Below are 23,922 nucleotides of genomic sequence, written 5' to 3' on the forward strand. Positions count from 1 at the left end.
TGATTGATTTTGTTTAAAGTGAAAGAAAAGCAATGGGTGAATAGGTAGGAGGTGCTCTTAGAACATCTTTAAGTTGATATTGATCAAGTGATTGATAAAATTGCTCAAGTGCCTGATCTAAAATGCCTTTAAGACCACAGTGGGAGCGTAATACACAAGGTGGCGTATGGCATTCTACGATTTGATGATCGCCCTGTAGGGATCGTACAATATCACCTAATTTTAAATCGAGCGCTTTAGGATTGAGTTTTAATCCACCGCCTTTACCACGTGTGGTAATAATCCATCCTTGCTTTCCCATAAAATGTACAATTTTGACTAAATGATTCTGTGAGACGCGCAGGTCATTGGCAATATCTGCAATTGTGTAAGGTGTTTCACTTGGACGCGAGACATACATCAGAATCCGTAAGGCATAATCTGTAAATTTGTTCAGTTGCATAGAGAGCAAAGATCATGATTCAAAAAATAATCTTAGCTTGAAAGTATCTTTAAAGAAACTTCCAAGCCATATTTTGATGATGATCAGATCATAAAAACTGAAATTAGTTTCTAATGGGTGCAGAAACCATCACCTCATCACCTAGACTATAATGATTTAGTAAAATATTTGCGACATCATAGTCACTATGTGCAGGTTCTGGTTTAACCACAAACTCATAATGATCATCAGCTTGCGTAGTATTCAGGTTAAATTGTTGAGGCTGATCGAGTTCTTTTTCTGGCACATGCACTTTCACAGAGATATATTCTCCTAACGTTGCAGCGAGTATAGCCTGTTGGTCTGTTGCTGAAATCTTAAAACATTTGCCTTCATATTGTTCTTGAATTGCAATGATCTTGAAGCTACGCCAGCCAGTCCAGCCGCCATCCTGTTTGGCAAGTTGATGATATTTCTCTTTTTCTACCTCAATTAAAATATCTGCCAGTTGTAAATAAGCCTGTTTCCACGCTTCAATCAATTCTGATTCGAACGGTACGTTCAATACTTCACTAATCGAATGTAGAAGATTTTCACCCACAATTGCATATTGTTCTGGCTGGATATTTAGGCTGACATGCTTGGTGGTAATCCGTTCAACTGCTTTGGCTAATTTTTCAGGTTGTTCGATATGTTCAGCATAAGCCAGTACTGCGGCGGCCAGCGCACGAGGTTGTCGCCCTGTGCTTTGATGATCTAAATTAAACACATTTTTTAATTCAGGGTGATTGTTGAGCATGCGATTATAAAAATAGCTGGTGAGTGTTACGCCATGTTCGCGTAGTACAGGTACGGTAGATTTTACGAGTTCAATTTGTTGTGGTGTCATGGCGAGACCTTTTGTCTGGCTTTATAAGATATATTCAAAATACATTTTATAAGATGTATTTGCAATGCATCTTTAATACTTTGATTTAAGCTTTTGAATCATAGAAAGATTTAAATATCTCTTCGACACAGCATTGCAGTAGTGAGTCGGTTTCTTTTTTCCATAGCAAAACTACAGGAGAAAAACGTGATTCATGATCGAGTTCAATTAAACGCACGTTATTAGGAAGTACACTTTCAAAATCTTGAGGCACAATGCATATGCCAAGGTTTTGTGAAACTAACTGGAGTTGAGTAATTTTTCTGGAACGAATCAATGCAGGTTGCGGTGAAAAACCATGACTTAAGCATAAATTGGCAGCTAAATAACTCAAACCTCCACGGTCACTATGTGGCATTGAAACAAAAGGAATATCTTTTAAGTCAGACAGTTTCACTTTTTGTTGATTTAATGCTGGTTGTTCCATGCATACCGCAACACAAAGCTTGCTGCTGTAAACAGTTTGATGATTTAGATGTTCGAGAGACGCTAAAACAGGTGGACGGATAAATCCGATATCCAAGCTACCATTTTCAATAGCTTCAACCTGTAATTCTGAAGCGAGTGTCTCAATTTCAATCTCGATCTGGTATTCAATACATAACTGCTTAAATAGCTTCAGTTTATCTTGGTTGAGTATTACGCTACTCGAATGCGCAATTCTAAAGATTCGTCCTTTACCCTTAGCAAGATTCTGAGCGGAGAGAATTGTATTTTGAAGCGCTGAAAGTTGTTTCTTGATATCTCGATAAAATTGATCCCCCGCAGTGGTCAACTTTATTTTTTTCTCACTTCGATCAAAAATTAGAAAGCCAAGCTCATCTTCAAGCAACATCATCTGTCTACTCAAAGCGGATTGAGCAATAAATAATTGTTCAGAAGCAGCAATGAAACTTCCAGTTTCTACAATAGTAACGAAATAGCGGAATTGCTTTAAAGTTGACATATCTAAAAATGAGATAGATGGGGGATTTTTCTATATTAGATGAGATCAAAAGGTTTTTATATGCTAGCTCCTAAGAAAAGCTTTAGGACAATCGCATGCGCAATAAACTTCTAGTGGTGGCTTTGGTATTGATTGTTTTCTTACTGGTAAATCAATATGACAGACATGTACTCAAGACACATCGAGATGCTTCAAATGAGTCAACACTTCAATACACGGATTAATTTAACTATCCACATAAGATAGTGAAAATAAAAAAAGCTTCTTTAATGAGAATCTCTCCTTATTAAAGAAGCTCTGCATACGCGACGACTTAGCGCTTTCCAAATAAAGAACCTAACAAGCCTCGTACCAGTTTCTGACCTGTCGGACCTCCAAGAGTTCGTGCCGCACTTTTTGCAAAAGTGCCAATCACATCCTGAGTCAGTTTTTCTCGATCACGTTGGGCCTTTTCTTCGGCTTTTTGCTGCTCTCGTGCTAAGCGCTCTTGTTCTTTTGCTTGCTGTTTGGCATTGGCCTCTTGTTGTTTTGCTTCAGCTTGTGCCTGCTGCTGCGCTGTACTTTCATTGACTTTTCGTTGCAGCATTTCATAAGCACTGTCTCGATCCACCGCATTTTCATACACACCAGCTACAATGCTTTGTGCCATGAATGCTTGTCGTTCTTGAGGACTCAGTGGGCTAAACGAAGAATAGGGCGGCATGACCCAACCACGTTCTACTATTTGCGGCGTGCCTTGCTCATCCAAACAGCTAATTAAAGCTTCACCCACCGCCAGTTCGGTAATGGCTTGGTCCACTTTAAATTCTGGATTGGCTCTAAAGGTATCTGCTGCTGTTTTCACCGCTTTTTGATCTTTAGGGGTAAAGGCGCGTAACGCATGTTGTACTCGATTGCCCAGTTGCCCTAAGACACTTTCAGGTAAATCCAGCGGATTCTGGGTAATAAAGTAAATACCAACACCTTTGGAGCGAATCAAACGTACTACTTGTTCAATTTTTTGTTGTAGGGCAGGGCTGGCATTATCAAATAGCAAATGGGCTTCATCAAAGAAAAACACCAGTTTAGGTTTGTCTAAATCACCTACTTCAGGTAGTTGTTCAAATAATTCTGAAAGCATCCATAATAAAAAAGTCGCATACAGTTTTGGCGTATTCATGAGTTTATCTGCGGCCAATACATTAATGTAACCATGGCCGTTGCTGTCAGTCTGAATAAAATCAAGAATATTCAGACTTGGTTCTCCAAAAAATTGTTCACCACCTTGATCGCCTAATGCGAGTAAATTACGCTGAATCGCCCCAATGCTGGCAGGTGATAAATTGCCGTATTCTGCTTTGAGGTCAGCTGCATTTTCACTGACATAACTCAGCATCGCTTTTAAGTCTTTAAAATCGATCAATAACAATCCCTGATCATCGGCAATTCTAAATAGCGCCGATAACACGCCTTCTTGGGTATCATTAAGATTCAGCATTTGGGCAAGGAGGAGTGGGCCAATTTCTGAAATAGTGGTACGGATAGGATGTCCTTGCTCACCAAATAAATCCCAAAAAATAGTTGGAGATGCTGCAAACGGAATGCTCTCTATACCCAATGATTTTATTCGTGCATCAAACTTAGGATTATCACTACCTGCTTTGGCAATACTGGACACATCCCCTTTGGCATCGGCCAAAAATACCGGCACACCAATCCGTGAAAAACTCTCGGCCATCACCTTTAACGTCACCGTTTTACCAGTGCCCGTTGCACCAGCAATCAAACCATGACGATTGGCAAATTCAGAATGTAAAATAATATCCTGTTGAATATCATTGGTTTTTTTTGCAATGATGATTGGTGTACCCATAAGCTGTTCCTGTATTGTTGTCTCTATTCGAGTTGTTGTAGTGCGTTTTGAATATCTTGTATTAAATCTTCTGGATCTTCCAGTCCTACACAAAATCGAACCAGTAAGCCTTGTTGTAAATGTGTATTGTTCAATATTCGCATCTGTTTTAAGTCATATAGCATGACCAAGCTCACAGGACCACCCCAGCTAAAACCTAATTTAAACAAGTTTAGGGCATCACAAAAGCGACGGATTGCAGCCAAATCATATTTTGGATCAAAAATCACACTCACCAATCCAGCACTTTGACCATTTTTACAGATGCTCTTCCAGTAATCATGTCCAGGACTATTTGATGCGGCGGGATGTAAAACCTGAATACATTGCGGTTGTTGTTGAAGCCACTCCAATAGTTTCTGTGCATTTTCAGCTTGCTGCTGATAGCGCAGACGCATATGCGCCAAGCTGCGAATAATTTGTGCGGTATCGTCGCCCGACACACAGATTCCCTGATTGGCATGAATTTTAAAGAGTTGTTGATACAAATTCTTGTCGCGTGTTATGACGCTACCCATCAAAATATCACCGCCACCGCTTGGGTATTTTGTTAAAGCATGTACGGTTATATCGACTGATAGATGCTCATTAGAAAAGTCGAAGGCATTGAAGGCCAATCCTGCACCCCAGGTATTATCTAATGCTGTGAGTACCTGTGCTGCCTGTGCCTTTCGAACAAGTTGTATTAAATCAGGAAACTCCATCGTAATTGAACCAGCAGCTTCAAGCCAGAGTAGCCTGGTTTTCTCTGAAGGTATAAACGATTCTGCATCAATTGGATTGTAGATACGAACTTGAATGCCATAGCGTTGTCGCAAATTGTTTAGGTGTTCCATGTTCGGGCCATAGATATTATCTGGTACCCAGACTTCATCGCCATGACTTAGAAAAGTTGAATTGACCAGATTAATTGCAGATAAGCCGCTCGGTGCAAGTAAACAATATTGTCCCCCTTCAATTTCAGCCAATTGATCACCTAAAGTAAAGGTTGTGGGTGTGCCATGTGTTCCATAACTATAATCATAAGGATCGCTCCAATGCCGATCAAAAAGGTGCGCTGTAGTAGGAAAAATAATGGTAGATGCACGAAACAAGGGAGGTTGAATGCTGTGAATGTATTGTGGGGCTTTTCTTGGCGCATGAATTAACGAAGTTTGTGGTTTTTTATCATCTAACATGGTGCAAATATCTAAATGGAATTTTGACTAATGTAAAAAAAAATAAATGATTGCGCCAGTTTTAGTCTGATTTGTTAATTTTTTTTTGAAAGTCGTTATTTGTATTTAAGTTGGCTTCATTCTTGCAAAGGAAGTAGGTGATTCTAACAAAAATATAGGTTTGCCTTACATGAAATCGCATTTAAAAGTGCATTATTTTCAGCACATTGCTGGTGAAGGATTCGGAAGTTGTTATGATTTTCTAAAGTCACATAACGCAAAGATTACAGCGACAGAGTTTTTTGCATTACCTGTTGACCTGCCTCTCGAAATTGAAGCACTTCCACATATCGAAGATGTGGATCTATTGATTATCATGGGCGGAAATATCAGCGTGAACGATGAAGCCAATTATCCTTGGCTCAAGATTGAAAAACGTTGGCTTAGACGTTATTTGGCGTCAGGTAAACCCGCGATTGGGTTGTGTTTGGGCGGGCAGCTTATTGCCAATGCATTAGGTGCAGCAGTGAGTCATAGTGCGTATTACGAATTGGGCTGGACAACCGTTCAACGCGTGAGAAACATTCCTGAAAACTGTTTTCAGTTGCCCGATCAACTCAAGGTATTACAGTGGCATAGCGAGTGTTTTGAAATTCCCAAAGGTGCTGTTCACTTGGCAGAAAACCAAATGTGTCGAAATCAAATGTACCAGATAGGAAAAAATGTTTTAGGTTTTCAGTTTCATCCTGAAATCACACCTCAAACATTAGAGATGTTTTTAGACAATGATGATCAAATTGAAGTATTTAAAGGCGATGTGTTGCCTTCACTGGCAGAATTAAAAAAAACCAATAAAACCTATTTTCAAGAAGGTAACCAATTACTTAATCAAGCCATAGAGTACGTACTTGAAGCATCGTAACCAGAAAACTTTAGATGAGCGCTAGAAAAATAAAAACAGCAATCATCCTTAAAAAAATGTGAAATAGAATTGCATAAGACTTAAACAATCGTTATAATGAGCCACCCCAAATTATGGGGCATTTGCTACCAAGAGTGTAGTAAATGCATGACAGTCGCGGCATCGATCGTGACCTTAGTGATTTTCACTGCCTTTGACACTTACCACTAGGTGAGGTGCGTCAATGGTGATTCTTTATATATTTTGGCTTGGAGTTTACTGGTATGTCTAACCAGAGAATCCGTATCCGTCTTAAGTCTTTTGATCATCGTCTGATTGATCAATCTTCTCAAGAGATCGTAGAAACCGCTAAGCGTACTGGCGCACAAGTGTGTGGTCCAATCCCGATGCCTACTCGCATCGAACGCTTCAACGTTCTTACTTCACCGCACGTGAACAAAGATGCGCGTGATCAGTACGAAATCCGCACCTATAAACGTTTGATCGACATCGTTCAACCAACAGACAAAACTGTTGATGCGTTGATGAAGTTGGATCTTGCAGCTGGTGTTGATGTTCAGATCGCATTGGGTTAAGGCTTTCGGGTTAATTAGTGCCTGGCATTAATTAAGCTGCTTTTTTAGAGGTTACACACATGGCTATTGGTTTAGTCGGCCGCAAGTGCGGTATGACCCGTATCTTTACAGATGCCGGCGTCTCTGTGCCTGTTACAGTGATTGAGGTTGATCCTAACCGTATCACTCAAATTAAAACGCTTGAAACTGATGGTTATCAAGCTGTTCAAGTTACAACTGGTGAACGTCGCGAATCTCGCGTAACCAATGCTCAGAAAGGTCACTTTGCGAAAGCGGGTGTTGCTGCTGGTCGTTTGGTTAAAGAGTTTCGTGTAACTGAAGCTGAGCTTGAAGGCCGTGAAATTGGCGGTACAATTGGTGTTGATTTGTTCACAGTGGGTCAAGTTGTTGACGTAACTGGTCAATCAAAAGGTAAAGGTTTCCAGGGTGGTGTTAAGCGTTGGAACTTCCGTACCCAAGACGCGACTCACGGTAACTCAGTTTCTCACCGTGTTTTAGGTTCTACAGGTCAAAACCAAACTCCTGGACGCGTGTTCAAAGGCAAAAAAATGGCCGGTCACCTAGGTGACGAACGCGTAACAGTACAAGGTCTTGAAATTGTATCTATCGATGCAGAGCGTTCAGTTCTCGTTGTTAAAGGTGCGATTCCTGGTGCTACTGGTGGCGACGTTATCGTTCGTCCTACGATCAAGGCCTGAGGGGAAATAACGTGAATTTAAAAACTGTTTCCGGCTCTGCTGTTGAGTTGTCTGAAGTTGCTTTTGGACGTGAATTTAACGAAGCTCTTGTGCATCAAGTGGTTACCGCTTACTTAGCTGGTGGTCGTCAAGGTACTCGTGCTCAAAAATCTCGTGCAGAAGTATCTGGTGGTGGTAAGAAGCCATTCCGTCAAAAAGGTACAGGCCGCGCACGTGCTGGTTCTATTCGTAGCCCAATCTGGGTTGGCGGCGGTAAAACATTTGCTGCTCGTCCACAAGACTGGTCTCAAAAAGTAAACCGTAAAATGTACCGCGGTGCAATGCAATGTATCTTAGCTGAACTTGTTCGCCAAGATCGTCTTGTATTGGTTGAAGAGTTTGCTGTTGCAGCTCCTAAAACTAAAGAATTGCTTGCTAAACTGAACGACTTGAATGCTGCTCGTGCATTAATCGTGACTGATGCTGTAGATGAGAATCTATATCTTGCAGCACGTAATCTTCCACATGTAGATGTGGTTGATGCAACTGCAATCGATCCTGTTAGCTTGATCGCGTTCGATAAAGTTGTGATGTCTGTAGCTGCTGCTAAGAAAATTGAGGTAGAACTCGGATGAACAACGAACGTATCTATCAAGTCCTAAAAGGACCAGTCTTCTCAGAAAAGGCACAAGTTTTAGGTGAAACTGCTGGTGTTCAAGTGTTCAAAGTTGATATTAATGCAACTAAACTTGAAATCAAAAAAGCAGTTGAAAAACTTTTTGGTGTAGACGTGCTTAAAGTAAACACGACGATCACTAAAGGTAAATCTAAGCGCTTTGGTAAAACATTAGGACGTCGTTCTGATGTTAAAAAAGCATACGTCACCCTGAAAGCTGGCCAAGATGTTGAAATGGCTGACTTGGGCGATACCGCTGAAAGCGCAGCGGAATAAGGACGAAAATTATGCCTATTCAAAAATGCAAACCAACGTCTCCAGGGCGTCGCTTTGTTGAAAAAGTGGTTCATAGCCACCTTCACAAAGGTAAGCCTTTTGCAGCATTGGTTGAAGCTAAAAAACGTACTGGTGGTCGTAATAACAACGGTCACATTACCACTCGTCACGTTGGTGGTGGTCACAAGCAGCATTACCGTCTTGTAGACTTCAAACGTAACAAAGATGGTATTCCTGCAGTTGTAGAGCGTATTGAATACGATCCTAACCGTACCGCACACATCGCATTGTTGAAGTATGCTGACGGTGAACGTCGTTATATCATCGCACCTAAAGGCCTTCGCGCTGGTGATAAAGTACAGTCTGGTAACGATGCTCCAATTCGTCCAGGTAACTGCTTGCCACTTCGTAACATGCCAATCGGTTCTACACTTCACAACGTTGAACTTAAAATCGGTAAAGGTGCTCAATTAGCACGTTCTGCTGGTACTTCTGTTCAGTTGTTGGGTCGTGATGGTTCTTACGCGATTGTTCGTCTACGTTCAGGCGAAATGCGTAAAATCCATGTTGAATGCCGCGCTGTAATTGGTGAAGTTTCTAACCAAGAAAACAACCTTCGTTCATTGGGTAAAGCTGGTGCGTCGCGCTGGCGTGGTGTTCGTCCTACCGTTCGTGGTATGGCGATGAACCCAGTAGATCACCCGCATGGTGGTGGTGAAGGGCGTAACAAAGGTATTCAACCTGTAAGCCCGTGGGGTCAAAAAGCGAAAGGGTACAAGACACGTACCAATAAGCGTACGACTAAGATGATTATTCGCGATCGTCGCGTCAAGTAAAGGAATCTGACTAATGCCTCGTTCATTAAAAAAAGGTCCATTCGTCGACGCGCATTTGTTCGCTAAAGTTGAAGCAGCTGTTGCTGCGAACAACCGTAAGCCGATCAAAACTTGGTCTCGTCGCTCAATGATCCTTCCAGACTTTGTTGGTTTAACAATTTCTGTTCACAATGGTCGTAACCATGTTCCAGTAATTGTAACTGAGCATATGGTTGGTCATAAACTCGGTGAATTCGCGCCAACTCGTACCTATCGTGGTCACGGTGTTGACAAGAAGTCTAAACGTTAATAGGTGTCATGATGGAAGTAACTGCTAAATTACGCGGTGCCGCTATCTCGGCACAAAAGGCACGTTTGGTTGCAGACCTAATCCGTGGCAAATCTGTTGCTCACGCGCTTAACATTTTAAACTTCAGCAACAAAAAAGCTGCAGTTTTGGTGAAAAAAGCTTTGGAATCTGCAATTGCAAATGCTGAACACAATAACAGTTTAGATGTTGATGACCTTAAGGTGTCTACGATTTACGTTGATGAAGGCATCAGCCTTAAACGTATTATGCCACGTGCTAAAGGCCGTGCAGATCGTATCACTAAGCGTACTTGTCACATCACCGTTAAGGTAGGGGTTTGATATGGGTCAGAAGGTTCATCCAATCGGTATCCGCCTAGGTGTTGTGAAACGTCATAACGCTAACTGGTATGCGAATCCGAAACAATACGCTGAATACTTGCTTAAAGATCTTCAAGTTCGTGAGTTTTTAACTAAAAAACTTAAGAGCGCGATGGTGAGCAATATTCTTATCGAACGTCCAACAGGCGCTGCTAAAGTTACTATTAGCACTGCTCGTCCTGGTATCGTGATCGGTAAAAAAGGCGAAGATATTGAAAAATTACAGCGCGAACTTACCAACATCATGGGTGTTCCTGCGCAAGTAAGCATCAATGAGATCGATCGTCCAGATTTAGACGCGCGTCTAGTTGCTGAAGCAATTGCTTCTCAATTGGAAAAACGTGTAATGTTCCGTCGTGCAATGAAGCGTGCGGTACAAAACTCAATGCGTGCTGGTGCGAAAGGTATCAAAGTTGAAGTTTCTGGCCGTTTAGGTGGTGCAGAGATTGCTCGTACCGAATGGTATCGTGAAGGTCGTGTACCTTTGCATACACTTCGTGCAGACATCGACTATGCAACTATGCGTGCTGAAACAACTTACGGTACGATTGGTGTTAAAGTTTGGATTTTCCGTGGTGAGATCTTAGGTGGCATGAAACAAGTCATGAACCCTGCACCACAAGAAGAACGTCCAGCTAAACGCGGTCGTGGTCGTGGTGAAGGTCAAGAGCGTCGTGGTCGTCGTTCAGACCGTGCTGCTGACAAGGGAGAATAATCCATGTTGCAACCTAAACGTACCAAATTCCGTAAAGTGCAAAAAGGCCGTAACACTGGTCTAGCACATCGTGGTAGTACAGTATCATTTGGTTCGATTGCGATTAAAGCGACTGAACGTGGTCGTATGACTGCACGTCAGATCGAAGCTGCGCGTCGTACCATTAGCCGTCGTATTAAGCGTGGTGGTAAAATCTTCATCCGCGTATTCCCAGACAAACCAATTACCGAAAAACCATTAGAAGTACGTATGGGTAACGGTAAAGGTAATGTGGAATACTGGGTTTGCGAGATCAAACCAGGTAAGATCCTGTACGAAATTGAAGGTGTGAACGATGAGTTGGCAACTCAGGCATTTAAGCTTGCCGCTGCTAAACTTCCGTTTAAAACCACTATCGTGACTCGGACGGTAATGTAATGAAAACTATAGATCTACGTGAAAAGTCGGTAGAAGAGTTGAAAGCTTTGCTTGATGAGCAACAGCTTAACCAATTCCGTCTTCGTATGGCAAAAGCGACTGGTCAATTGGGTAAATCGCACGAAGTGCAAATTGCTCGTAAAACCATTGCTCGTATCAAGACACTCCTTACCGAAAAACAGGGGAACGGACAATGAGTGAAAAAACAGTCCGCACGTTAACCGGCAAAGTCGTAAGCGACAAAATGGACAAATCTATTGTTGTCCTTATCGAACGCCGCGTTCAACACCCGTTGTATGGCAAATCAATCCGCCGTTCAACAAAATTACACGCTCATGATGAGAACAATGTTGCTAAACTTGGCGACCTAGTGACCATCAAAGAAAGCCGCCCAATTTCTAAAACTAAAGCTTGGACTTTAGTGGAAGTAGTTGAAGTAGCTGCTGAGTAATTACGTTCTTGTTGCATCATCGGTCAATTTCGAGTACTCTTTGAGCCTTTCGAAATTGCGACCGGTGTTGCTCGGTTTTGGAGTAGGGCAATGATTCAAACCGAAAGTATGCTCGACGTAGCAGACAATAGTGGTGCACGCCGCGTACAATGTATCAAAGTACTAGGTGGTTCACATCGTCGTTATGCTTCTGTTGGCGACATTATTAAAGTTACTGTTAAAGAAGCAATTCCACGTGGCCGTGTTAAAAAAGGTGACGTGATGAATGCTGTTGTAGTACGTACTAAGTTCGGTATTCGTCGTCCAGACGGTTCTGTAATCCGTTTTGATGACAATGCAGCTGTATTGTTAAACAACAACAAAGCTCCGATTGCCACCCGTATTTTCGGACCAGTGACTCGTGAACTTCGTACTGAACAGTTCATGAAAATTATTTCATTGGCTCCTGAAGTTCTATAAGAGGCAATCATGGCTAAGATTAAAAAAGGCGATCAGGTTATCGTGATCGCAGGTAAAGAAAAAGGCAAACAGGGTACTGTTCTGTCTGTTTCTGAAGACCGCGTTAAGGTTGAAGGCCTTAACTTAGTGAAGAAGCATCAAAAGCCGAATCGTGTAACTGGCGCTGAAGGCGGCATCGTTACTCAAGAAGCTTCGCTTCATATTTCAAACGTGGCAGTTTTTAATGCTACAACCCAAAAGGCTGACCGTGTTGGTTACCAAGTTGACGAAAATGGCGCGAAAACTCGTGTTTATAAGTCAAATGGTGAATCAGTGGCGGTAGCGAAGTAATAGGTTGAAACGGCAATGGCCAGACTTAAAACACGTTACAATGAAGAACTTAAAGCTAAGTTACAACAGGAACTTGGCATTAAGAATGTGATGGAAATTCCTCGCATTACAAAAATCACTCTAAATATGGGTGTTGGTGCAGCTGCAACTGATAAGAAATTATTGGATGGTGCTGTAGCAGACATGCAATTGATCGCTGGTCAAAAACCAGTGGTTACACTTGCACGTAAATCAATCGCAGGTTTCAAAATCCGTGATGGTTGGCCAATCGGTTGTAAAGTTACTTTACGTGGCGAACAAATGTACGAATTCTTGGACCGTTTGATCTCAATCGCAATCCCTCGTATCCGTGACTTCCGTGGTTTCTCATCGAAATCTTTCGACGGTCGTGGTAACTACTCGATGGGTTTGAAAGAGCAAATCGTTTTCCCTGAAATCGATTTTGACAAGATTGATCGTATTCGTGGTATGGATATTACTATCACTACTACTGCTCGCACCGATGACGAAGGCCGTGCGCTTATGCGTACATTCGGCTTCCCGTTCAAATAAGAGGTCGATATGGCTAAGAAAGGTATGATTAATCGCGAATTAAAACGCGAAAAAACTGTTGCTAAATACGCTGCAAAACGTGCTGAATTAAAAGCAACGATTGCAAACGTAAATGCAACTGACGAAGAGCGTTTTGATGCGATGTTGAAATTACAGGCATTGCCACGTAATGCATCTCCTGTGCGTCTTCGTAACCGTTGTGGTTTGACTGGTCGTCCTCATGGTTACTTCCGTAAGTTCGGTTTAAGCCGTAATAAACTACGTGACACAGTAATGCAGGGTGATGTACCAGGCGTTGTTAAGGCAAGCTGGTAAGGGGCGATACAGATGAGTATGCAAGATACCGTTGCCGACATGCTAACACGTGTTCGTAACGCACAAATGGCGAAGAAACAAACTGTTTCTATGCCAAGTTCTAAGTTAAAAGTTGCAATTGCAAATGTACTTCAACAAGAAGGTTATATTTCTAACGTTGAAGTTGCTCAAGAAGAAGCTAAAGCGACTTTAACTTTGACTTTAAAATATTTTGAAGGCAAACCAGTTATCGAAACTGTGAAGCGCGTAAGCCGTCCTGGTCTTCGCCAATATCGCGGTAAAGATAAAATTCCGAGCGTTAAGCAAGGTTTGGGTATTGCAATTGTTTCTACAAGCAAAGGCATCATGACTGATCGCGCTGCACGTGCTGCAGGTATCGGTGGTGAAGTTATTGCTTTTGTTTCTTAATAGGTGATTCCTCATGTCTCGTGTGGCTAAAGCCCCAGTAACTGTGCCGAATGGTGTAGCAGTTACTCAGAACGGCCGGCAGGTCGAAGTGAAAGGCACTAAAGGTACATTGTCTTTCAACCTGCATGCGCTGGTCGAGCTTAAACAGGAAGAAGGTAAACTTCAACTTGCTCCAGTTAAAGAGTCTAAAGACGCTTGGATGCAAGCTGGTACTGCTCGCGCTGTGCTAAACAACCTTGTTAAAGGTGTTAGCGAAGGCTTCGAACGTAAGTTACAACTGATCGGTGTAGGTTATAAAGCTGCGGTTAAAGGTACAAGTATCAACCTTAACCTTGGTTTTTCTCATCCAATCGATTACAGCCTTCCTGAAGGTGTAACTGCTGAAACTCCAACTGCGACTGAAATTATTTTGAAGTCTGCAGACAAGCAGTTACTAGGTCAAGTTGCTTCAGAAATCCGTGGATACCGTCCACCAGAGCCGTATAAAGGTAAAGGTGTTCGTTATTCGGATGAAGTTGTTCTTCGTAAAGAAGCTAAGAAGAAATAAGGCGCGAGGTTCTTATGAACGAAAAGAAACAATCCCGTTTGCGTCGTGCGAAAAGCACACGCTTGCACATCCGTGCATTGGGTGCGACTCGTTTGTGTGTAAACCGCACGCCGCGTCACATCTATGCACAAGTTATTTCAGCAGATGGTGGCAAAGTTTTAGCGCAAGCTTCTACTTTGGATACATCATTGCGTAGTGGTACTACTGGTAACGTTGAAGCGGCTACTAAAGTAGGTGCTTTAATTGCTGAACGTGCTAAAGCAGCTGGTGTTACTAAAGTTGCATTTGACCGTTCTGGTTTTAAATATCATGGTCGTATCAAAGCCTTGGCTGATGCTGCCCGTGAAGGCGGCTTGGAGTTCTAATCATGGCGAAAGTTGAACAAAACGAAGGTCTCGTTGAGAAGCTGGTTGCCGTTGATCGTGTAGCCAAGGTTGTTAAAGGTGGTCGTATTTTCTCTTTCACAGCATTAACTGTTGTGGGTGATGGAAATGGCCGTGTAGGTTTTGGTCGTGGTAAAGCACGTGAAGTTCCAGCTGCTATTTCTAAAGCACTTGAAGCTGCTCGTCGTAACATGATTACAGTTGACCTTGCGGGTACGACTCTACAACACCCTGTGAATGCTCGTCATGGCGCAAGCCGTGTGTACATGCAACCTGCTTCAGAAGGTACTGGCGTAATTGCTGGTGGTGCTATGCGTGCCGTTCTTGAAGCTGCTGGTGTACATAACGTACTTGCTAAATGTTATGGTTCTACGAATGCTGCGAATGTAGTAAACGCGACTTTTAAAGGTTTGCGTGATATGACTTCTCCTGAGAAAGTTGCTGCAAAACGTGGTCTTTCAGTAGAACAAATTCAAGGGTAATCAATCATGAAAACGATTAAAGTTACCCAGATCAAATCTGCATCGCATCGTTTGAAAAATCACAAACTTTGCCTACAAGGTTTAGGTCTGCGTCGTATTGGTCATACGGTAGAAGTACAAGATACTCCTTCAAACCGTGGTATGATCAACAAAGTCTACTATATGGTTAGTGTAGAGGAGTAAACCATGACTCTGCGTTTAAATGAGCTTGCGCCTGCAGAAGGTGCAAAACGTGACAACCGTCGTTTGGGCCGTGGTATTGGTTCTGGCGTTGGTAAGACTGGTGGCCGTGGTGTCAAAGGTCAAAAATCACGTAAGAGCGGTGGTGTACGTCCAGGCTTTGAAGGCGGTCAAACTGCGATTTATCGTCGTTTGCCTAAATTCGGCTTCACTAGTCAAATCGCTTTGAAAACTGCTGAAGTACGTTTATCTGAACTCAACAAAGTGGAAGGCGAAATCGTTAGCCTTGAAACTTTGAAAGCTGCGAACGTTGTTCGTCGTGACCAAGTTCGTGCACGTGTTGTTCTTTCTGGTGAAGTAACTCGCGCGTTTACTGTGCAAGGTGTTGCTTTGACTAAAGGCGCTCAAGCTGCAATCGAAGCTGCTGGCGGTAAAGTCGAGGAGTAATGCCGAGTGTCTATGTCTCCTAGTTCTTCAGGTCATGTCAACATGATGAAAGGACAGCCATTTCATGTGAAATACCGTGAAATTATTCGCCGATTAATGTTCTTGATTGGCGCATTGTTGGTCTTTCGACTAGGAGCGCATATTCCGTTGCCGGGTATTGATAATGTAGCGCTAGCACGTTTTTTTAAAGCCAATGAAGGTACTTTCTTGGGTTTATTTAACATGTTCTCTGGCGGTGCATTGGAACGTATGTCAATTCTAGCATTGGGAATCATGCCGTATATCTCTGCATCGATTATCGTGCAGTTGATGTCTACAGTGGTTCCTTCGCTAGAAGCTTTGAAGAAAGAAGGCGAGCAAGGCAAACGTAAAATTAATCAGTACACGCGTTATGGCACCTTATTACTTGCGCTTGTGCAAGGTGTGGGGATGTGTGCTGGTCTGATCAGTCAAGGCATTACCTTGACTTCAGGCTTGGCATTTTATATTCCAGCAGTAACCTCTTTGGTTGCTGGAACAATGTTCCTGATGTGGTTGGGAGAGCAAATTACCGAACGTGGTATCGGTAATGGTATCTCCATGATCATCTTTGCAGGAATTGTTGCAGGTTTACCGAACCAAGTGATTCAGGCTTTTACATCTGTTCAAAATGGACAGGGCAGTTTAATTGGAATTGTCGTATTTGCATTATTATCACTCGCGGTACTTGCGGCAATTGTGTTTATTGAAAAAGCACAACGTCGTATTCCTGTTAACTACGCACAAAAGCAACAAGGTCGTCGGATATTTACTGCACAGCAAACTCATTTGCCATTAAAAATTAATATGGCAGGGGTTATTCCAGCTATTTTTGCCAGCTCACTGTTATTATTTCCAGCGAGTTTGGGGCAATGGCTAGGTAGTGCAGATCCAAATGCGGGTATTGTAAAGCGTAGCTTGCAAGATTTGGCACTCGTGTTATCGCCTGGACAGCCGTTGTATTTAATGCTCTTTGGTACGTTAATTATTTTCTTCTGTTATTTTTATACGGCATTGGTATTTAGTCCGAAAGAAGTGTCAGAAAACTTAAAACGTAGCGGTGCATATGTACCTGGTATACGCCCAGGTGAGCAAACGGCTCGTTATTTAGATCATATTCTTAATCGTTTGACGTTTATTGGTGCGATTTATATTACGGTTGTGTGTTTGATGCCAATGATCCTACAAAATTCGTTTGGTATTCCATTCCATTTGGGTGGAACATCTTTACTGATTGTAGTGGTTGTGGTGATGGACTTTATGGCCCAATTGCAAGCACATTTGACCTCGCATCAATATGATAATCAATCGTTAATGAGAAAAACGACTGCTCATCCTAAGGGATAAGCGCACTTAGAGGTTTCATCATGAAAGTACAAGCTTCTGTAAAGAAAATTTGTGGTAGCTGTAAAGTTATCCGTCGTAATGGGGTTATTCGCGTAATTTGTAGCGCAGAACCTCGTCATAAGCAGCGTCAAGGTTAATCTGATCAAGACCTGTTGATTTCAGTAGGCTAATTAGGTTAATATCCGCCCCTCAAAGATTTTTTGTGGGGCGGTTGATTATCTACTGCCTTTTTGGAGAAAGTGAATGGCTCGTATTGCCGGTGTAAACATTCCGGATAACAAGCATGCTGTTATCTCCCTCACGTACATTTTTGGTGTTGGTCGCCACACTGCTAAGAGTATCTTAGCTGCTGTAGGTATTGGTCCAACTACAAAAATCCGTGAATTGGATGATGCTCAGCTTGATGCGATTCGTGCAGAAGTTGCTAAGGTTCCAACCGAAGGTGACTTACGTCGCGAAATTTCCATGAACATTAAACGTTTAATGGATTTAGGTTGCTATCGTGGCCTTCGTCATCGTCGCAGCTTGCCTGTCCGCGGACAACGCACCAAAACTAACGCACGTACCCGTAAAGGTCCGCGCAAACCGATTAAAAAGTAAGATTTCTGGAAGCTAAAAGATGGCTAAAGATACTCGCACACGCAAGAAGGTCACCCGTACCGTCTCTGAAGGTGTTGCACACATTCACGCGTCTTTTAATAACACCATTGTTACGATTACCGATCGTCAAGGTAATGCATTGGCTTGGGCCACCTCAGGTGGACAAGGCTTCCGTGGTTCACGTAAATCAACTCCGTTTGCTGCTCAGGTAGCTGCTGAAGTTGCTGGTAAAGCAGCTTTGGATTACGGTTTGAAAAACCTAGACGTCCTTGTAAAAGGTCCTGGTCCAGGTCGTGAGTCTGCGGTTCGTGCATTAGGCGCAGTGGGTTATAAGATCAACAGCATTACCGATGTGACTCCAATCCCTCACAACGGTTGCCGTCCACCTAAAAAACGTCGCGTGTAAGGAGAAACATTCATGGCTCGTTATATTGGTCCAAAATGCAAACTCTCTCGTCGCGAAGGGACAGACCTGCAGCTTAAATCTGGCGTTAAACCATTTGACGTCAAAACTAAAAAACATGCGAAAGCGCCTGGTCAACATGGCCAAGCTCGCGGTAAGCAATCTGAGTATTCACTACAATTACGTGAAAAACAAAAAGTACGTCGTATGTACGGTGTGTTAGAGCGTCAATTTAGTAATTACTATAAAGAAGCAGCTCGTGTTAAAGGTGCAACAGGTGAAAACTTGTTGAAATTGCTTGAAAGCCGCCTCGATAACGTCGTTTATCGCATGGGTTTTGGTTCTACACGTGCAGAAGCTCGTCAGTTGGTAAGTCACCGTTCTATTACTTTAAATGGCCGTCGTGTAAACATCGCGTCTATTCAAGTAAAAGCGGGTGATGTGATTGCAGTGCATGAAGGTGCTAAACAACAATTACGTATTAAAAACGCAATTGAATTAGCTGCTCAACGTGGTATTCCTGCTTGGATGGATGTCGATCATTCTAAGCTTGAAGGTACGTTCAAAGCTGCGCCAGATCGTTCTGATTTGCCTGCTGAAATCAACGAAAGCTTGATTGTAGAATTGTATTCTAAATAATCCTTGAGGTAGCAATAAATGACGCGTACTGCAAACGAGTTTCTAACTCCGCAAGCGATCAAGGTCGAAGCGGTGAGCGGGACCTCGGCAAAAGTGATTCTGGAACCTTTAGAGCGTGGCTTTGGTCACACTCTAGGTAATGCTTTACGTCGCATTCTATTGTCTTCTTTGCCTGGCGCTGCTGTGGTTGAAGTTGAAATAGAAGGCGTCGAGCACGAGTACAGTACTTTAGAAGGCTTGCAGCAGGACATCGTCGAGCTCTTGCTGAACCTTAAAGGATTGTCTATTAAGCTGTTCGATCAAAATGAAGCATATTTGACATTGGAGAAACAAGGGCCAGGCGACATTACTGCCGCTGATCTTCGTTTGCCTCATAATGTTGAAGTGGTCAATCCAGAACATCTTATTGGTACTTTGAGTGCTTCAGGCTCAATCAAAATGCGCCTAAAAGTATCTCAAGGTCGTGGCTATGAAACTTCTGACTCGCGTTTCCCGGAAGGAGAAACTCGTCCGGTAGGTCGCCTACAGTTAGATGCTTCTTATAGCCCGATCAAACGTGTATCTTACACCGTTGAAAATGCGCGTGTAGAACAACGTACCGATCTTGATAAACTGGTCATTGATCTTGAAACCAATGGAACTGTAGATCCTGAAGAAGCAATCCGCAAAGCGGCAACAATCTTGCAACAACAAATTGCAATTTTTGTTGATCTTCAGAAAGATCAAGCTCCAGTGGCTCAAGAACCTCGTGAAGAAGTTGACCCAATCTTGCTTCGTCCAGTAGATGATCTAGAGCTTACTGTTCGTTCTGCTAACTGTTTGAAAGCAGAAAATATTTACTACATTGGTGATCTTGTTCAACGTACTGAAGTTGAGTTGTTAAAAACTCCAAACCTAGGTAAAAAATCGTTGACTGAGATTAAAGATGTTTTAGCTTCGAAAGGCTTGCAACTCGGCATGCGTTTAGAAAACTGGCCACCTGCTAGTTTACGCATGGACGATCGCTTTGCCTATCGCAGCCGTTAATTAAGTAGGACTATCACCATGCGTCATCGTAATAGTGGTGTGAAATTAGGCCGTACAAGCAGCCATCGTAAAGCGATGTTCCAAAACTTGGCGAATTCATTGTTTGAGCACGAGTTAATCAAAACAACTGTGCCTAAAGCAAAAGAATTACGTCGTGTTGCTGAGCCTTTAATCACTCTAGCGAAAAACGATACTGTAGCAAACCGTCGTTTAGCGTTTGCTCGTACTCGTTCAGCTGCAACTGTAGGTAAATTATTTACCGTACTTGGCCCTCGTTACAAAGAACGTAACGGCGGTTATCTACGTGTTCTTAAAGCGGGCTTCCGTGCTGGTGATGCAGCACCTATGGCTTACGTAGAGCTTGTAGATCGCGAAGTAAACACTTCAGCAGAATAAGATTCTTATTCAGAAAAAGATCGGTTTAATACCGATCTTTTTTTATGCCTGTGATTTTGTCCTGTACTGACATAAAAAACCGATAAATGGATTAAACTTGACATTGTGTATTGTCAAATTTGTGTTTTAATAAAATAGAATTGTTCTCAAGGTTATAAAAACAATATGGAAAAGCACATTGATATCTTAATTGTAGGTGCAGGGATTTCGGGTATTGGGATTGCTGCACATCTTTCTAAAGATGCCCCTCAACGCCAGTTCGAGATTATTGAGCGTCGTGAAAATATTGGTGGGACTTGGGATTTGTTTCGTTATCCTGGGATTCGTTCTGATTCTGATATGTCGACTTTTGGTTTTAATTTTAAACCGTGGCAAAGTCCAAATGTATTGGCCTCTGGCTCGTCAATTAAAGGCTATTTGAGTGAAGTTGTTGATGAATATGATTTAAAAAAGAAAATTCATTTTAAACATCGTGTACTGGCTGCAAACTATGATACTGCATCTAAAAAATGGTATGTAGAAATCGAAGATGCCGCGCAGAAAAAACAGACGTGGATCGCCAATTTTATTGTGGGTTGTACGGGCTATTACAATTACGATCAAGGTTTTGAGCCTGATTTTCCAAATAAAGATGCGTTTAAAGGACAATTTATTCATCCACAGCATTGGCCTGAAAACTTGGATTATGTTGGTAAGAAAGTTGTGATTATTGGCAGTGGAGCTACTGCAATTACTCTAGTTCCAGCAATGTCGAAAGGTGGGGCAGAACATGTCACGATGTTGCAGCGTTCTCCAACGTATATCGCATCGATTCCATCGATTGATTTTGTCTATGACAAAATGCGCAAAGTTTTACCTGAGGATCTTGCATATAAACTCACACGTGCCCGCAATATCGGTGTACAGCGTGGTATCTATACTTTATCACAAAAGCAGCCTAAACTGGTACGCAAATTCTTATTGAAATCGATTGAGATGCAATTGAAAGGTAAAGTGGATATGAAACACTTTACACCAAGCTATAACCCATGGGATCAGCGTTTGTGCGTTGTGCCAGATGGTGATTTATTTAAGATTTTGCGCTCTGGACAAGCAAGCGTTGAAACCGATCAGATCGAGAAATTTACTGAGACAGGTATTCAGTTGAAATCTGGTAAACATCTTGATGCTGATATTGTGGTTTCCGCGACTGGTTTAGAGATCCAGATTTTAGGGGGAATTAAAGGCACAATTGATGGTCAGCCTTTAGATACATCTAAATCGATGCTTTATCAAGGGGTGATGGTCAGTGATGTACCAAATATGGCGATGATCATTGGTTATATCAATGCTTCTTGGACATTAAAGGTCGATGTAGCGGCAGATTATATTTGTCGTTTATTAAACTATATGGATAAACAGGGTTATGACGAGGTAATTCCTGAAGGTGATCAAACTGAATTGATGGAAGATACGGTTATGGGGAGTTTAACCTCAGGTTATATTGCTCGTGCTGCCAATGTGATGCCAAAACAGGGTAAGCATGCACCTTGGAAAGTGACCAATAATTATCTAGCTGATCGTAAAGCACTTAAAAATGCTCGTTTTGATGATGGTGTACTACACTTTGACAAGAAAACAGACACGGTTGAGCGTAAAACAAAACCCAAATTAGTATCCTAACTTGAGCTAAACAAAAAAAGGAGCTTAAACAAAGCTCCTTTTTTTGTTTATGAAAACTTAACTTTTAAAGGGTTCGAGAAATTAATTCTTTCATAATTTCATTGGTGCCAGCATAGATACGATTCGCACGATTATCGATATAGGCACGTGCAATCGGATATTCCAGCATATAGCCATAACCACCATGTAACTGTAAACATTCATCTACAACTTTCGAAAACATATCTGAAATTTTATATTTAGCGGCAGCAGCAGCATCAATGCCGAGTTGTTCTTCAAGTTGTAGTTGCATACATCGATCTAAATAGGCACGACAAAAATCAATCTCGGTTCTTAGCTCGGCCAATTTAAAGCGCGTGTTTTGAAAAGTCCCAATTGGTTTGCCAAATGCTTTGCGATCTTTGGTGTATTGTACAGTATGTGCAAATGCTGCTTCAGCGCCAGCTTGGCAGATAATTGCAACTAACATGCGCTCCCATGCCAGCTCCTTCATTAGCATCATAAAACCCATACCTTCCATACCAAGAAGATTCTCTTTCGGAACGCGGACGTTATCGAAGAAAAGTTCACAAGTATCCTGACCTTTCATTCCTATTTTATTAAGAGGTTTGCCTTTATTAAATCCAGCGCGATCAGCTTCCACAATAATCAACGATAAATTGGCAGAGCCTTTGTCTGTATTTCCTGTTTTACATACTACAACCGCCATATCGCACAGATAGCCATTGGTAATAAAAATTTTAGAGCCATTGATGACATATTCATCGCCATCAAGTACAGCGCTGGTTCGTACTGCTTGCAAGTCTGAGCCTGTTCCTGGTTCTGTCATCGCAATGGCTGTCACGACTTCTCCCGTTGCCATTTTAGGCAACCATTTTTGTTTTTGTTCTTCGTTACCAAAATTATGAATGTAATTGGCCACAATATCGGAGTGTAAAGAAAAGCCTGTACTTGAATCCATCGCATAGGCTTGTTCTTCAATTAAAATCATGCTGTAAAGACGATCTACCCCAGAGCCACCATATTGCTCGGGCATAGTGGTACACAATAATCCCAATTCGCCAGCCTTGTTCCATAAATCACGATCTACATGTTGTTGTGCTTCATATTTTTCAATATTGGGAACCACTTCTTTTTCATAAAATTTTCTGACAGTATCACGAAAAGCATGATGCTCTTCTGAAAATAGATTGCGTCCCAGCATAGAGTCGATTGGGCGAATAGCTCCAGATTGCATGTATCGGTCCTTTATTTTTTGTTTGAGATATGATTGCAGTAAAAGCGAATTCAGGTGGTTGACACAATGTGAAGAATGCTCAATTCAAATCTTTAAATGATGAATTCGGTCAATAACTTTAAAATCAATTCAAATTTTGAATGTGCTTCGGTTAAACTATTTACGCTTTAATAGAGAGAGAAGTTGAGATGTCTGAAGAATTGACTTTAGAAGAGCGGAAAGTAATTTATCGTGCACGACGTGGTTTAAAAGAAATTGATGTTTATTTTGATCCTTACGTTAAAAACTATTATTTAACAGCGCCAGCATCAGAAAAAGCCTTATTTGCTGAATTGGTTGCACAGGAAGATCCTGATTTACTGGACTGGTTTATGGAAGTAAGTGAACCACCACAGGTTGAGTTAAAGCAATTGATTCAGAAACTCAAGCATTATGTGCATGGCTAATCAGCTTCGCTTCCAGCTGAAACAGAGTAAGCTTGCTATTTTGTTTCAGCTCACGCTTTTATTGGTGATGCTGTGTATGATGTGGTGGCTGTTCAATTTCTGGATTTGGTGCGCTATTTGTGTTTCTGCATTGATTGGCTATTTCTTTTTTTGTAGACAACCAAAAATCAATACCATTGAACAGCTTGACCAAAAAACATGGTCTTTACAGTATGTTGAGCGAGAAAAAGTCTATTCGTTTCAGCTTGATCGATTAATTGATCATCAGATTTATATGATCATTTATAGTCAGAATCCATCGTTATCGCTCATCATTTGGTGTGATCAGGTGAGTCAACAAGAATGGAAACGATTAAAAGTCATGACTAAACTACTCTGATTGTTAAACAATCTTAAAAAAAGATATTTTATTTAATATTTTTAATATCAATAATTTAAAAAAAATAATCGTTCAATTAGATATATTGTCTGGTCAAAATGCATAAAAA

General features: G+C 41.8%; 38 protein-coding genes and 1 pseudogene. 33 read left to right on the forward strand and 6 right to left on the reverse strand.

From position 1 onward, the window contains the following. Positions 1-13 precede the first annotated feature (13 nt). From F952_RS06140 to F952_RS06150, 3 genes are all read right to left on the reverse strand, one after another. Entirely contained in the window at positions 14-442 is a 429-nt protein-coding gene (locus F952_RS06140; RefSeq protein ID WP_004924077.1) for an RrF2 family transcriptional regulator, read from the reverse strand. Positions 443-545: 103 nt separating this feature from the next. Further along, entirely contained in the window at positions 546-1,310 is a 765-nt protein-coding gene (locus tag F952_RS06145) for a globin domain-containing protein (RefSeq protein ID WP_004924080.1), read from the reverse strand. 85 nt (positions 1,311-1,395) lie between these two features. Then, positions 1,396-2,295, reverse strand: coding sequence for a LysR family transcriptional regulator (locus F952_RS06150; protein ID WP_004924083.1), 900 nt, complete (start codon positions 2,293-2,295; stop codon positions 1,396-1,398). A 95-nt stretch (positions 2,296-2,390) separates the two neighbouring features. Here F952_RS06150 and F952_RS17125 point away from each other — a divergent pair, with 95 nt between their 5' ends. Further along, positions 2,391-2,519 (forward strand): hypothetical protein, encoded by a 129-nt coding sequence (locus tag F952_RS17125; RefSeq protein ID WP_004924085.1) that lies wholly within the window; start codon positions 2,391-2,393, stop codon positions 2,517-2,519. An 89-nt stretch (positions 2,520-2,608) separates the two neighbouring features. On the opposite strand, the gene F952_RS06155 is transcribed toward F952_RS17125, so the two are convergent. Both F952_RS06155 and F952_RS06160 read right to left on the reverse strand, forming a co-directional pair. Beyond that, positions 2,609-4,147 (reverse strand): helicase HerA-like domain-containing protein, encoded by a 1,539-nt coding sequence (locus F952_RS06155; protein ID WP_004924089.1) that lies wholly within the window; start codon positions 4,145-4,147, stop codon positions 2,609-2,611. 23 nt (positions 4,148-4,170) lie between these two features. Further along, positions 4,171-5,364: a PLP-dependent transferase gene (locus tag F952_RS06160; RefSeq protein ID WP_004924093.1), complete on the reverse strand. Its 1,194-nt coding sequence runs from the start codon at positions 5,362-5,364 to the stop codon at positions 4,171-4,173. A gap of 169 nt (positions 5,365-5,533) precedes the next feature. On the opposite strand from F952_RS06160, the gene F952_RS06165 reads away from it, so the two are divergent. From F952_RS06165 to F952_RS06310, 30 genes and pseudogenes are all read left to right on the forward strand, one after another. After that, the gene (locus F952_RS06165; RefSeq protein ID WP_004924096.1) at positions 5,534-6,265 is read left to right on the forward strand and encodes a type 1 glutamine amidotransferase; all 732 of its coding nucleotides are present in this window, start codon (positions 5,534-5,536) and stop codon (positions 6,263-6,265) included. Positions 6,266-6,528: 263 nt separating this feature from the next. Further along, positions 6,529-6,840, forward strand: a complete 312-nt coding sequence (rpsJ, locus tag F952_RS06170) for a 30S ribosomal protein S10 (protein WP_004725677.1) — start codon at positions 6,529-6,531, stop codon at positions 6,838-6,840. Between the two features lie 59 nt (positions 6,841-6,899). Continuing rightward, the gene (gene rplC, locus F952_RS06175; RefSeq protein ID WP_004924098.1) at positions 6,900-7,538 is read left to right on the forward strand and encodes a 50S ribosomal protein L3; all 639 of its coding nucleotides are present in this window, start codon (positions 6,900-6,902) and stop codon (positions 7,536-7,538) included. Positions 7,539-7,549: 11 nt separating this feature from the next. Further along, positions 7,550-8,152: a 50S ribosomal protein L4 gene (gene rplD, locus F952_RS06180; RefSeq protein ID WP_004924100.1), complete on the forward strand. Its 603-nt coding sequence runs from the start codon at positions 7,550-7,552 to the stop codon at positions 8,150-8,152. After that, positions 8,149-8,469 carry a 50S ribosomal protein L23 gene (gene rplW, locus F952_RS06185; RefSeq protein ID WP_004924102.1) on the forward strand — a complete coding sequence of 107 codons (321 nt, stop codon included), beginning with the start codon at positions 8,149-8,151 and terminating at the stop codon, positions 8,467-8,469. Before rplD ends, rplW begins: the two co-directional genes overlap by 4 nt. Positions 8,470-8,480: 11 nt before the next feature. Beyond that, positions 8,481-9,305 (forward strand): 50S ribosomal protein L2, encoded by an 825-nt coding sequence (gene rplB, locus F952_RS06190; RefSeq protein WP_004924105.1) that lies wholly within the window; start codon positions 8,481-8,483, stop codon positions 9,303-9,305. Positions 9,306-9,318: 13 nt separating this feature from the next. Continuing rightward, a complete protein-coding gene (gene rpsS, locus F952_RS06195; RefSeq protein ID WP_004775885.1) occupies positions 9,319-9,594 on the forward strand; it encodes a 30S ribosomal protein S19 in 276 nt (91 codons plus the stop codon). Positions 9,595-9,605: 11 nt separating this feature from the next. Beyond that, complete coding sequence (gene rplV, locus F952_RS06200; protein ID WP_004754247.1) at positions 9,606-9,935, forward strand: 50S ribosomal protein L22; 330 nt, start codon at positions 9,606-9,608, stop codon at positions 9,933-9,935. Between the two features lies 1 nt (position 9,936). Further along, positions 9,937-10,753, forward strand: a pseudogene (gene rpsC / locus F952_RS06205) (30S ribosomal protein S3). Then, on the forward strand, positions 10,693-11,106 hold the full coding sequence (gene rplP / locus F952_RS06210; protein WP_004924112.1) for a 50S ribosomal protein L16: 414 nt from the start codon (positions 10,693-10,695) through the stop codon (positions 11,104-11,106). Before rpsC ends, rplP begins: the two are co-directional and overlap by 61 nt. Beyond that, entirely contained in the window at positions 11,106-11,303 is a 198-nt protein-coding gene (gene rpmC, locus F952_RS06215; RefSeq protein ID WP_004924115.1) for a 50S ribosomal protein L29, read from the forward strand. Before rplP ends, rpmC begins: the two co-directional genes overlap by 1 nt. Further along, complete coding sequence (gene rpsQ / locus F952_RS06220; protein ID WP_004924117.1) at positions 11,300-11,557, forward strand: 30S ribosomal protein S17; 258 nt, start codon at positions 11,300-11,302, stop codon at positions 11,555-11,557. The genes rpmC and rpsQ overlap by 4 nt, the downstream gene beginning before the upstream one ends. 90 nt (positions 11,558-11,647) lie before the next feature. Continuing rightward, positions 11,648-12,016, forward strand: a complete 369-nt coding sequence (gene rplN, locus F952_RS06225) for a 50S ribosomal protein L14 (RefSeq protein WP_004924120.1) — start codon at positions 11,648-11,650, stop codon at positions 12,014-12,016. Between the two features lie 9 nt (positions 12,017-12,025). After that, positions 12,026-12,346, forward strand: a complete 321-nt coding sequence (rplX, locus tag F952_RS06230; protein ID WP_004924123.1) for a 50S ribosomal protein L24 — start codon at positions 12,026-12,028, stop codon at positions 12,344-12,346. Positions 12,347-12,361: 15 nt separating this feature from the next. Continuing rightward, positions 12,362-12,898 carry a 50S ribosomal protein L5 gene (rplE, locus tag F952_RS06235; RefSeq protein WP_004924127.1) on the forward strand — a complete coding sequence of 179 codons (537 nt, stop codon included), beginning with the start codon at positions 12,362-12,364 and terminating at the stop codon, positions 12,896-12,898. 9 nt (positions 12,899-12,907) lie between these two features. Next, on the forward strand, positions 12,908-13,213 hold the full coding sequence (gene rpsN, locus F952_RS06240) for a 30S ribosomal protein S14 (RefSeq protein ID WP_004924130.1): 306 nt from the start codon (positions 12,908-12,910) through the stop codon (positions 13,211-13,213). A 12-nt stretch (positions 13,214-13,225) separates the two neighbouring features. Then, the gene (gene rpsH, locus F952_RS06245; RefSeq protein WP_004924132.1) at positions 13,226-13,621 is read left to right on the forward strand and encodes a 30S ribosomal protein S8; all 396 of its coding nucleotides are present in this window, start codon (positions 13,226-13,228) and stop codon (positions 13,619-13,621) included. Positions 13,622-13,634: 13 nt separating this feature from the next. Continuing rightward, positions 13,635-14,168 carry a 50S ribosomal protein L6 gene (rplF, locus tag F952_RS06250; protein WP_004924134.1) on the forward strand — a complete coding sequence of 178 codons (534 nt, stop codon included), beginning with the start codon at positions 13,635-13,637 and terminating at the stop codon, positions 14,166-14,168. A 14-nt stretch (positions 14,169-14,182) separates the two neighbouring features. Further along, positions 14,183-14,533, forward strand: a complete 351-nt coding sequence (gene rplR, locus F952_RS06255; protein ID WP_004924139.1) for a 50S ribosomal protein L18 — start codon at positions 14,183-14,185, stop codon at positions 14,531-14,533. A 2-nt stretch (positions 14,534-14,535) separates the two neighbouring features. Then, on the forward strand, positions 14,536-15,033 hold the full coding sequence (gene rpsE, locus F952_RS06260; RefSeq protein WP_004657688.1) for a 30S ribosomal protein S5: 498 nt from the start codon (positions 14,536-14,538) through the stop codon (positions 15,031-15,033). A 6-nt stretch (positions 15,034-15,039) separates the two neighbouring features. Next, positions 15,040-15,216 (forward strand): 50S ribosomal protein L30, encoded by a 177-nt coding sequence (gene rpmD, locus F952_RS06265; protein WP_004924142.1) that lies wholly within the window; start codon positions 15,040-15,042, stop codon positions 15,214-15,216. 3 nt (positions 15,217-15,219) lie between these two features. Further along, the gene (rplO, locus tag F952_RS06270) at positions 15,220-15,660 is read left to right on the forward strand and encodes a 50S ribosomal protein L15 (RefSeq protein WP_004924144.1); all 441 of its coding nucleotides are present in this window, start codon (positions 15,220-15,222) and stop codon (positions 15,658-15,660) included. 45 nt (positions 15,661-15,705) lie between these two features. Further along, positions 15,706-17,025, forward strand: coding sequence for a preprotein translocase subunit SecY (secY, locus tag F952_RS06275; RefSeq protein WP_171056932.1), 1,320 nt, complete (start codon positions 15,706-15,708; stop codon positions 17,023-17,025). A 20-nt stretch (positions 17,026-17,045) separates the two neighbouring features. Then, positions 17,046-17,162 (forward strand): 50S ribosomal protein L36, encoded by a 117-nt coding sequence (gene rpmJ / locus F952_RS06280; protein WP_000867907.1) that lies wholly within the window; start codon positions 17,046-17,048, stop codon positions 17,160-17,162. A 106-nt stretch (positions 17,163-17,268) separates the two neighbouring features. Then, a complete protein-coding gene (gene rpsM, locus F952_RS06285) occupies positions 17,269-17,625 on the forward strand; it encodes a 30S ribosomal protein S13 (RefSeq protein WP_004924153.1) in 357 nt (118 codons plus the stop codon). Positions 17,626-17,644: 19 nt separating this feature from the next. After that, positions 17,645-18,031 (forward strand): 30S ribosomal protein S11, encoded by a 387-nt coding sequence (gene rpsK, locus F952_RS06290; protein ID WP_001040166.1) that lies wholly within the window; start codon positions 17,645-17,647, stop codon positions 18,029-18,031. A gap of 12 nt (positions 18,032-18,043) precedes the next feature. Next, the gene (rpsD, locus tag F952_RS06295; protein WP_004924159.1) at positions 18,044-18,667 is read left to right on the forward strand and encodes a 30S ribosomal protein S4; all 624 of its coding nucleotides are present in this window, start codon (positions 18,044-18,046) and stop codon (positions 18,665-18,667) included. Between the two features lie 18 nt (positions 18,668-18,685). After that, positions 18,686-19,693 (forward strand): DNA-directed RNA polymerase subunit alpha, encoded by a 1,008-nt coding sequence (locus F952_RS06300; RefSeq protein WP_004924164.1) that lies wholly within the window; start codon positions 18,686-18,688, stop codon positions 19,691-19,693. Positions 19,694-19,711: 18 nt separating this feature from the next. Then, positions 19,712-20,089, forward strand: coding sequence for a 50S ribosomal protein L17 (gene rplQ / locus F952_RS06305; protein ID WP_004924167.1), 378 nt, complete (start codon positions 19,712-19,714; stop codon positions 20,087-20,089). Between the two features lie 165 nt (positions 20,090-20,254). Further along, complete coding sequence (locus F952_RS06310; RefSeq protein ID WP_004924170.1) at positions 20,255-21,751, forward strand: flavin-containing monooxygenase; 1,497 nt, start codon at positions 20,255-20,257, stop codon at positions 21,749-21,751. 64 nt (positions 21,752-21,815) lie between these two features. On the opposite strand, the gene F952_RS06315 is transcribed toward F952_RS06310, so the two are convergent. After that, the gene (locus F952_RS06315; RefSeq protein WP_004924173.1) at positions 21,816-22,988 is read right to left on the reverse strand and encodes an acyl-CoA dehydrogenase family protein; all 1,173 of its coding nucleotides are present in this window, start codon (positions 22,986-22,988) and stop codon (positions 21,816-21,818) included. Positions 22,989-23,176: 188 nt separating this feature from the next. Here F952_RS06315 and F952_RS06320 point away from each other — a divergent pair, with 188 nt between their 5' ends. Together F952_RS06320 and F952_RS06325 are read left to right on the forward strand one after the other, a co-directional pair. Next, the gene (locus F952_RS06320) at positions 23,177-23,434 is read left to right on the forward strand and encodes an FAD assembly factor SdhE (protein ID WP_004924176.1); all 258 of its coding nucleotides are present in this window, start codon (positions 23,177-23,179) and stop codon (positions 23,432-23,434) included. Next, a complete protein-coding gene (locus F952_RS06325; protein WP_004924179.1) occupies positions 23,427-23,813 on the forward strand; it encodes a hypothetical protein in 387 nt (128 codons plus the stop codon). Before F952_RS06320 ends, F952_RS06325 begins: the two co-directional genes overlap by 8 nt. Positions 23,814-23,922 lie beyond the last annotated feature (109 nt).

This window comes from Acinetobacter baylyi DSM 14961 = CIP 107474 (assembly GCF_000368685.1).
GTDB classification, from domain to species: Bacteria; Pseudomonadota; Gammaproteobacteria; order Pseudomonadales; family Moraxellaceae; genus Acinetobacter; species Acinetobacter baylyi.

Excerpts from the sequence above, each read along its gene's own strand:
- rpsM (WP_004924153.1), top strand. The coding sequence starts at position 17,269 with ATGGCTCGTATTGCCGGTGTAAACATTCCGGATAACAAGCATGCTGTT.
- rpsS (WP_004775885.1), top strand. The coding sequence starts at position 9,319 with ATGCCTCGTTCATTAAAAAAAGGTCCATTCGTCGACGCGCATTTGTTC.
- F952_RS06325 (WP_004924179.1), top strand. The coding sequence starts at position 23,427 with ATGGCTAATCAGCTTCGCTTCCAGCTGAAACAGAGTAAGCTTGCTATT.
- rplO (WP_004924144.1), top strand. The coding sequence starts at position 15,220 with ATGACTCTGCGTTTAAATGAGCTTGCGCCTGCAGAAGGTGCAAAACGT.
- F952_RS06310 (WP_004924170.1), top strand. The coding sequence starts at position 20,255 with ATGGAAAAGCACATTGATATCTTAATTGTAGGTGCAGGGATTTCGGGT.
- secY (WP_171056932.1), top strand. The coding sequence starts at position 15,706 with ATGAAAGGACAGCCATTTCATGTGAAATACCGTGAAATTATTCGCCGA.
- rpsK (WP_001040166.1), top strand. The coding sequence starts at position 17,645 with ATGGCTAAAGATACTCGCACACGCAAGAAGGTCACCCGTACCGTCTCT.
- F952_RS06145 (WP_004924080.1), bottom strand. The coding sequence starts at position 1,310 with ATGACACCACAACAAATTGAACTCGTAAAATCTACCGTACCTGTACTA.
- rplN (WP_004924120.1), top strand. The coding sequence starts at position 11,648 with ATGATTCAAACCGAAAGTATGCTCGACGTAGCAGACAATAGTGGTGCA.
- rplV (WP_004754247.1), top strand. The coding sequence starts at position 9,606 with ATGGAAGTAACTGCTAAATTACGCGGTGCCGCTATCTCGGCACAAAAG.
- rplX (WP_004924123.1), top strand. The coding sequence starts at position 12,026 with ATGGCTAAGATTAAAAAAGGCGATCAGGTTATCGTGATCGCAGGTAAA.
- rpmJ (WP_000867907.1), top strand. The coding sequence starts at position 17,046 with ATGAAAGTACAAGCTTCTGTAAAGAAAATTTGTGGTAGCTGTAAAGTT.
- F952_RS06315 (WP_004924173.1), bottom strand. The coding sequence starts at position 22,988 with ATGCAATCTGGAGCTATTCGCCCAATCGACTCTATGCTGGGACGCAAT.
- rplB (WP_004924105.1), top strand. The coding sequence starts at position 8,481 with ATGCCTATTCAAAAATGCAAACCAACGTCTCCAGGGCGTCGCTTTGTT.
- rpmC (WP_004924115.1), top strand. The coding sequence starts at position 11,106 with ATGAAAACTATAGATCTACGTGAAAAGTCGGTAGAAGAGTTGAAAGCT.
- rplE (WP_004924127.1), top strand. The coding sequence starts at position 12,362 with ATGGCCAGACTTAAAACACGTTACAATGAAGAACTTAAAGCTAAGTTA.
- rplQ (WP_004924167.1), top strand. The coding sequence starts at position 19,712 with ATGCGTCATCGTAATAGTGGTGTGAAATTAGGCCGTACAAGCAGCCAT.
- rpsN (WP_004924130.1), top strand. The coding sequence starts at position 12,908 with ATGGCTAAGAAAGGTATGATTAATCGCGAATTAAAACGCGAAAAAACT.
- rplF (WP_004924134.1), top strand. The coding sequence starts at position 13,635 with ATGTCTCGTGTGGCTAAAGCCCCAGTAACTGTGCCGAATGGTGTAGCA.
- F952_RS06300 (WP_004924164.1), top strand. The coding sequence starts at position 18,686 with ATGACGCGTACTGCAAACGAGTTTCTAACTCCGCAAGCGATCAAGGTC.
- rpsJ (WP_004725677.1), top strand. The coding sequence starts at position 6,529 with ATGTCTAACCAGAGAATCCGTATCCGTCTTAAGTCTTTTGATCATCGT.
- F952_RS06165 (WP_004924096.1), top strand. The coding sequence starts at position 5,534 with ATGAAATCGCATTTAAAAGTGCATTATTTTCAGCACATTGCTGGTGAA.
- F952_RS06150 (WP_004924083.1), bottom strand. The coding sequence starts at position 2,295 with ATGTCAACTTTAAAGCAATTCCGCTATTTCGTTACTATTGTAGAAACT.
- rpmD (WP_004924142.1), top strand. The coding sequence starts at position 15,040 with ATGAAAACGATTAAAGTTACCCAGATCAAATCTGCATCGCATCGTTTG.
- rplP (WP_004924112.1), top strand. The coding sequence starts at position 10,693 with ATGTTGCAACCTAAACGTACCAAATTCCGTAAAGTGCAAAAAGGCCGT.
- rplC (WP_004924098.1), top strand. The coding sequence starts at position 6,900 with ATGGCTATTGGTTTAGTCGGCCGCAAGTGCGGTATGACCCGTATCTTT.
- rpsH (WP_004924132.1), top strand. The coding sequence starts at position 13,226 with ATGAGTATGCAAGATACCGTTGCCGACATGCTAACACGTGTTCGTAAC.
- F952_RS06320 (WP_004924176.1), top strand. The coding sequence starts at position 23,177 with ATGTCTGAAGAATTGACTTTAGAAGAGCGGAAAGTAATTTATCGTGCA.
- rpsQ (WP_004924117.1), top strand. The coding sequence starts at position 11,300 with ATGAGTGAAAAAACAGTCCGCACGTTAACCGGCAAAGTCGTAAGCGAC.
- F952_RS06160 (WP_004924093.1), bottom strand. The coding sequence starts at position 5,364 with ATGTTAGATGATAAAAAACCACAAACTTCGTTAATTCATGCGCCAAGA.
- rplR (WP_004924139.1), top strand. The coding sequence starts at position 14,183 with ATGAACGAAAAGAAACAATCCCGTTTGCGTCGTGCGAAAAGCACACGC.
- F952_RS06155 (WP_004924089.1), bottom strand. The coding sequence starts at position 4,147 with ATGGGTACACCAATCATCATTGCAAAAAAAACCAATGATATTCAACAG.
- rpsE (WP_004657688.1), top strand. The coding sequence starts at position 14,536 with ATGGCGAAAGTTGAACAAAACGAAGGTCTCGTTGAGAAGCTGGTTGCC.
- rpsD (WP_004924159.1), top strand. The coding sequence starts at position 18,044 with ATGGCTCGTTATATTGGTCCAAAATGCAAACTCTCTCGTCGCGAAGGG.
- F952_RS06140 (WP_004924077.1), bottom strand. The coding sequence starts at position 442 with ATGCAACTGAACAAATTTACAGATTATGCCTTACGGATTCTGATGTAT.
- rplW (WP_004924102.1), top strand. The coding sequence starts at position 8,149 with ATGAACAACGAACGTATCTATCAAGTCCTAAAAGGACCAGTCTTCTCA.
- F952_RS17125 (WP_004924085.1), top strand. The coding sequence starts at position 2,391 with ATGCGCAATAAACTTCTAGTGGTGGCTTTGGTATTGATTGTTTTCTTA.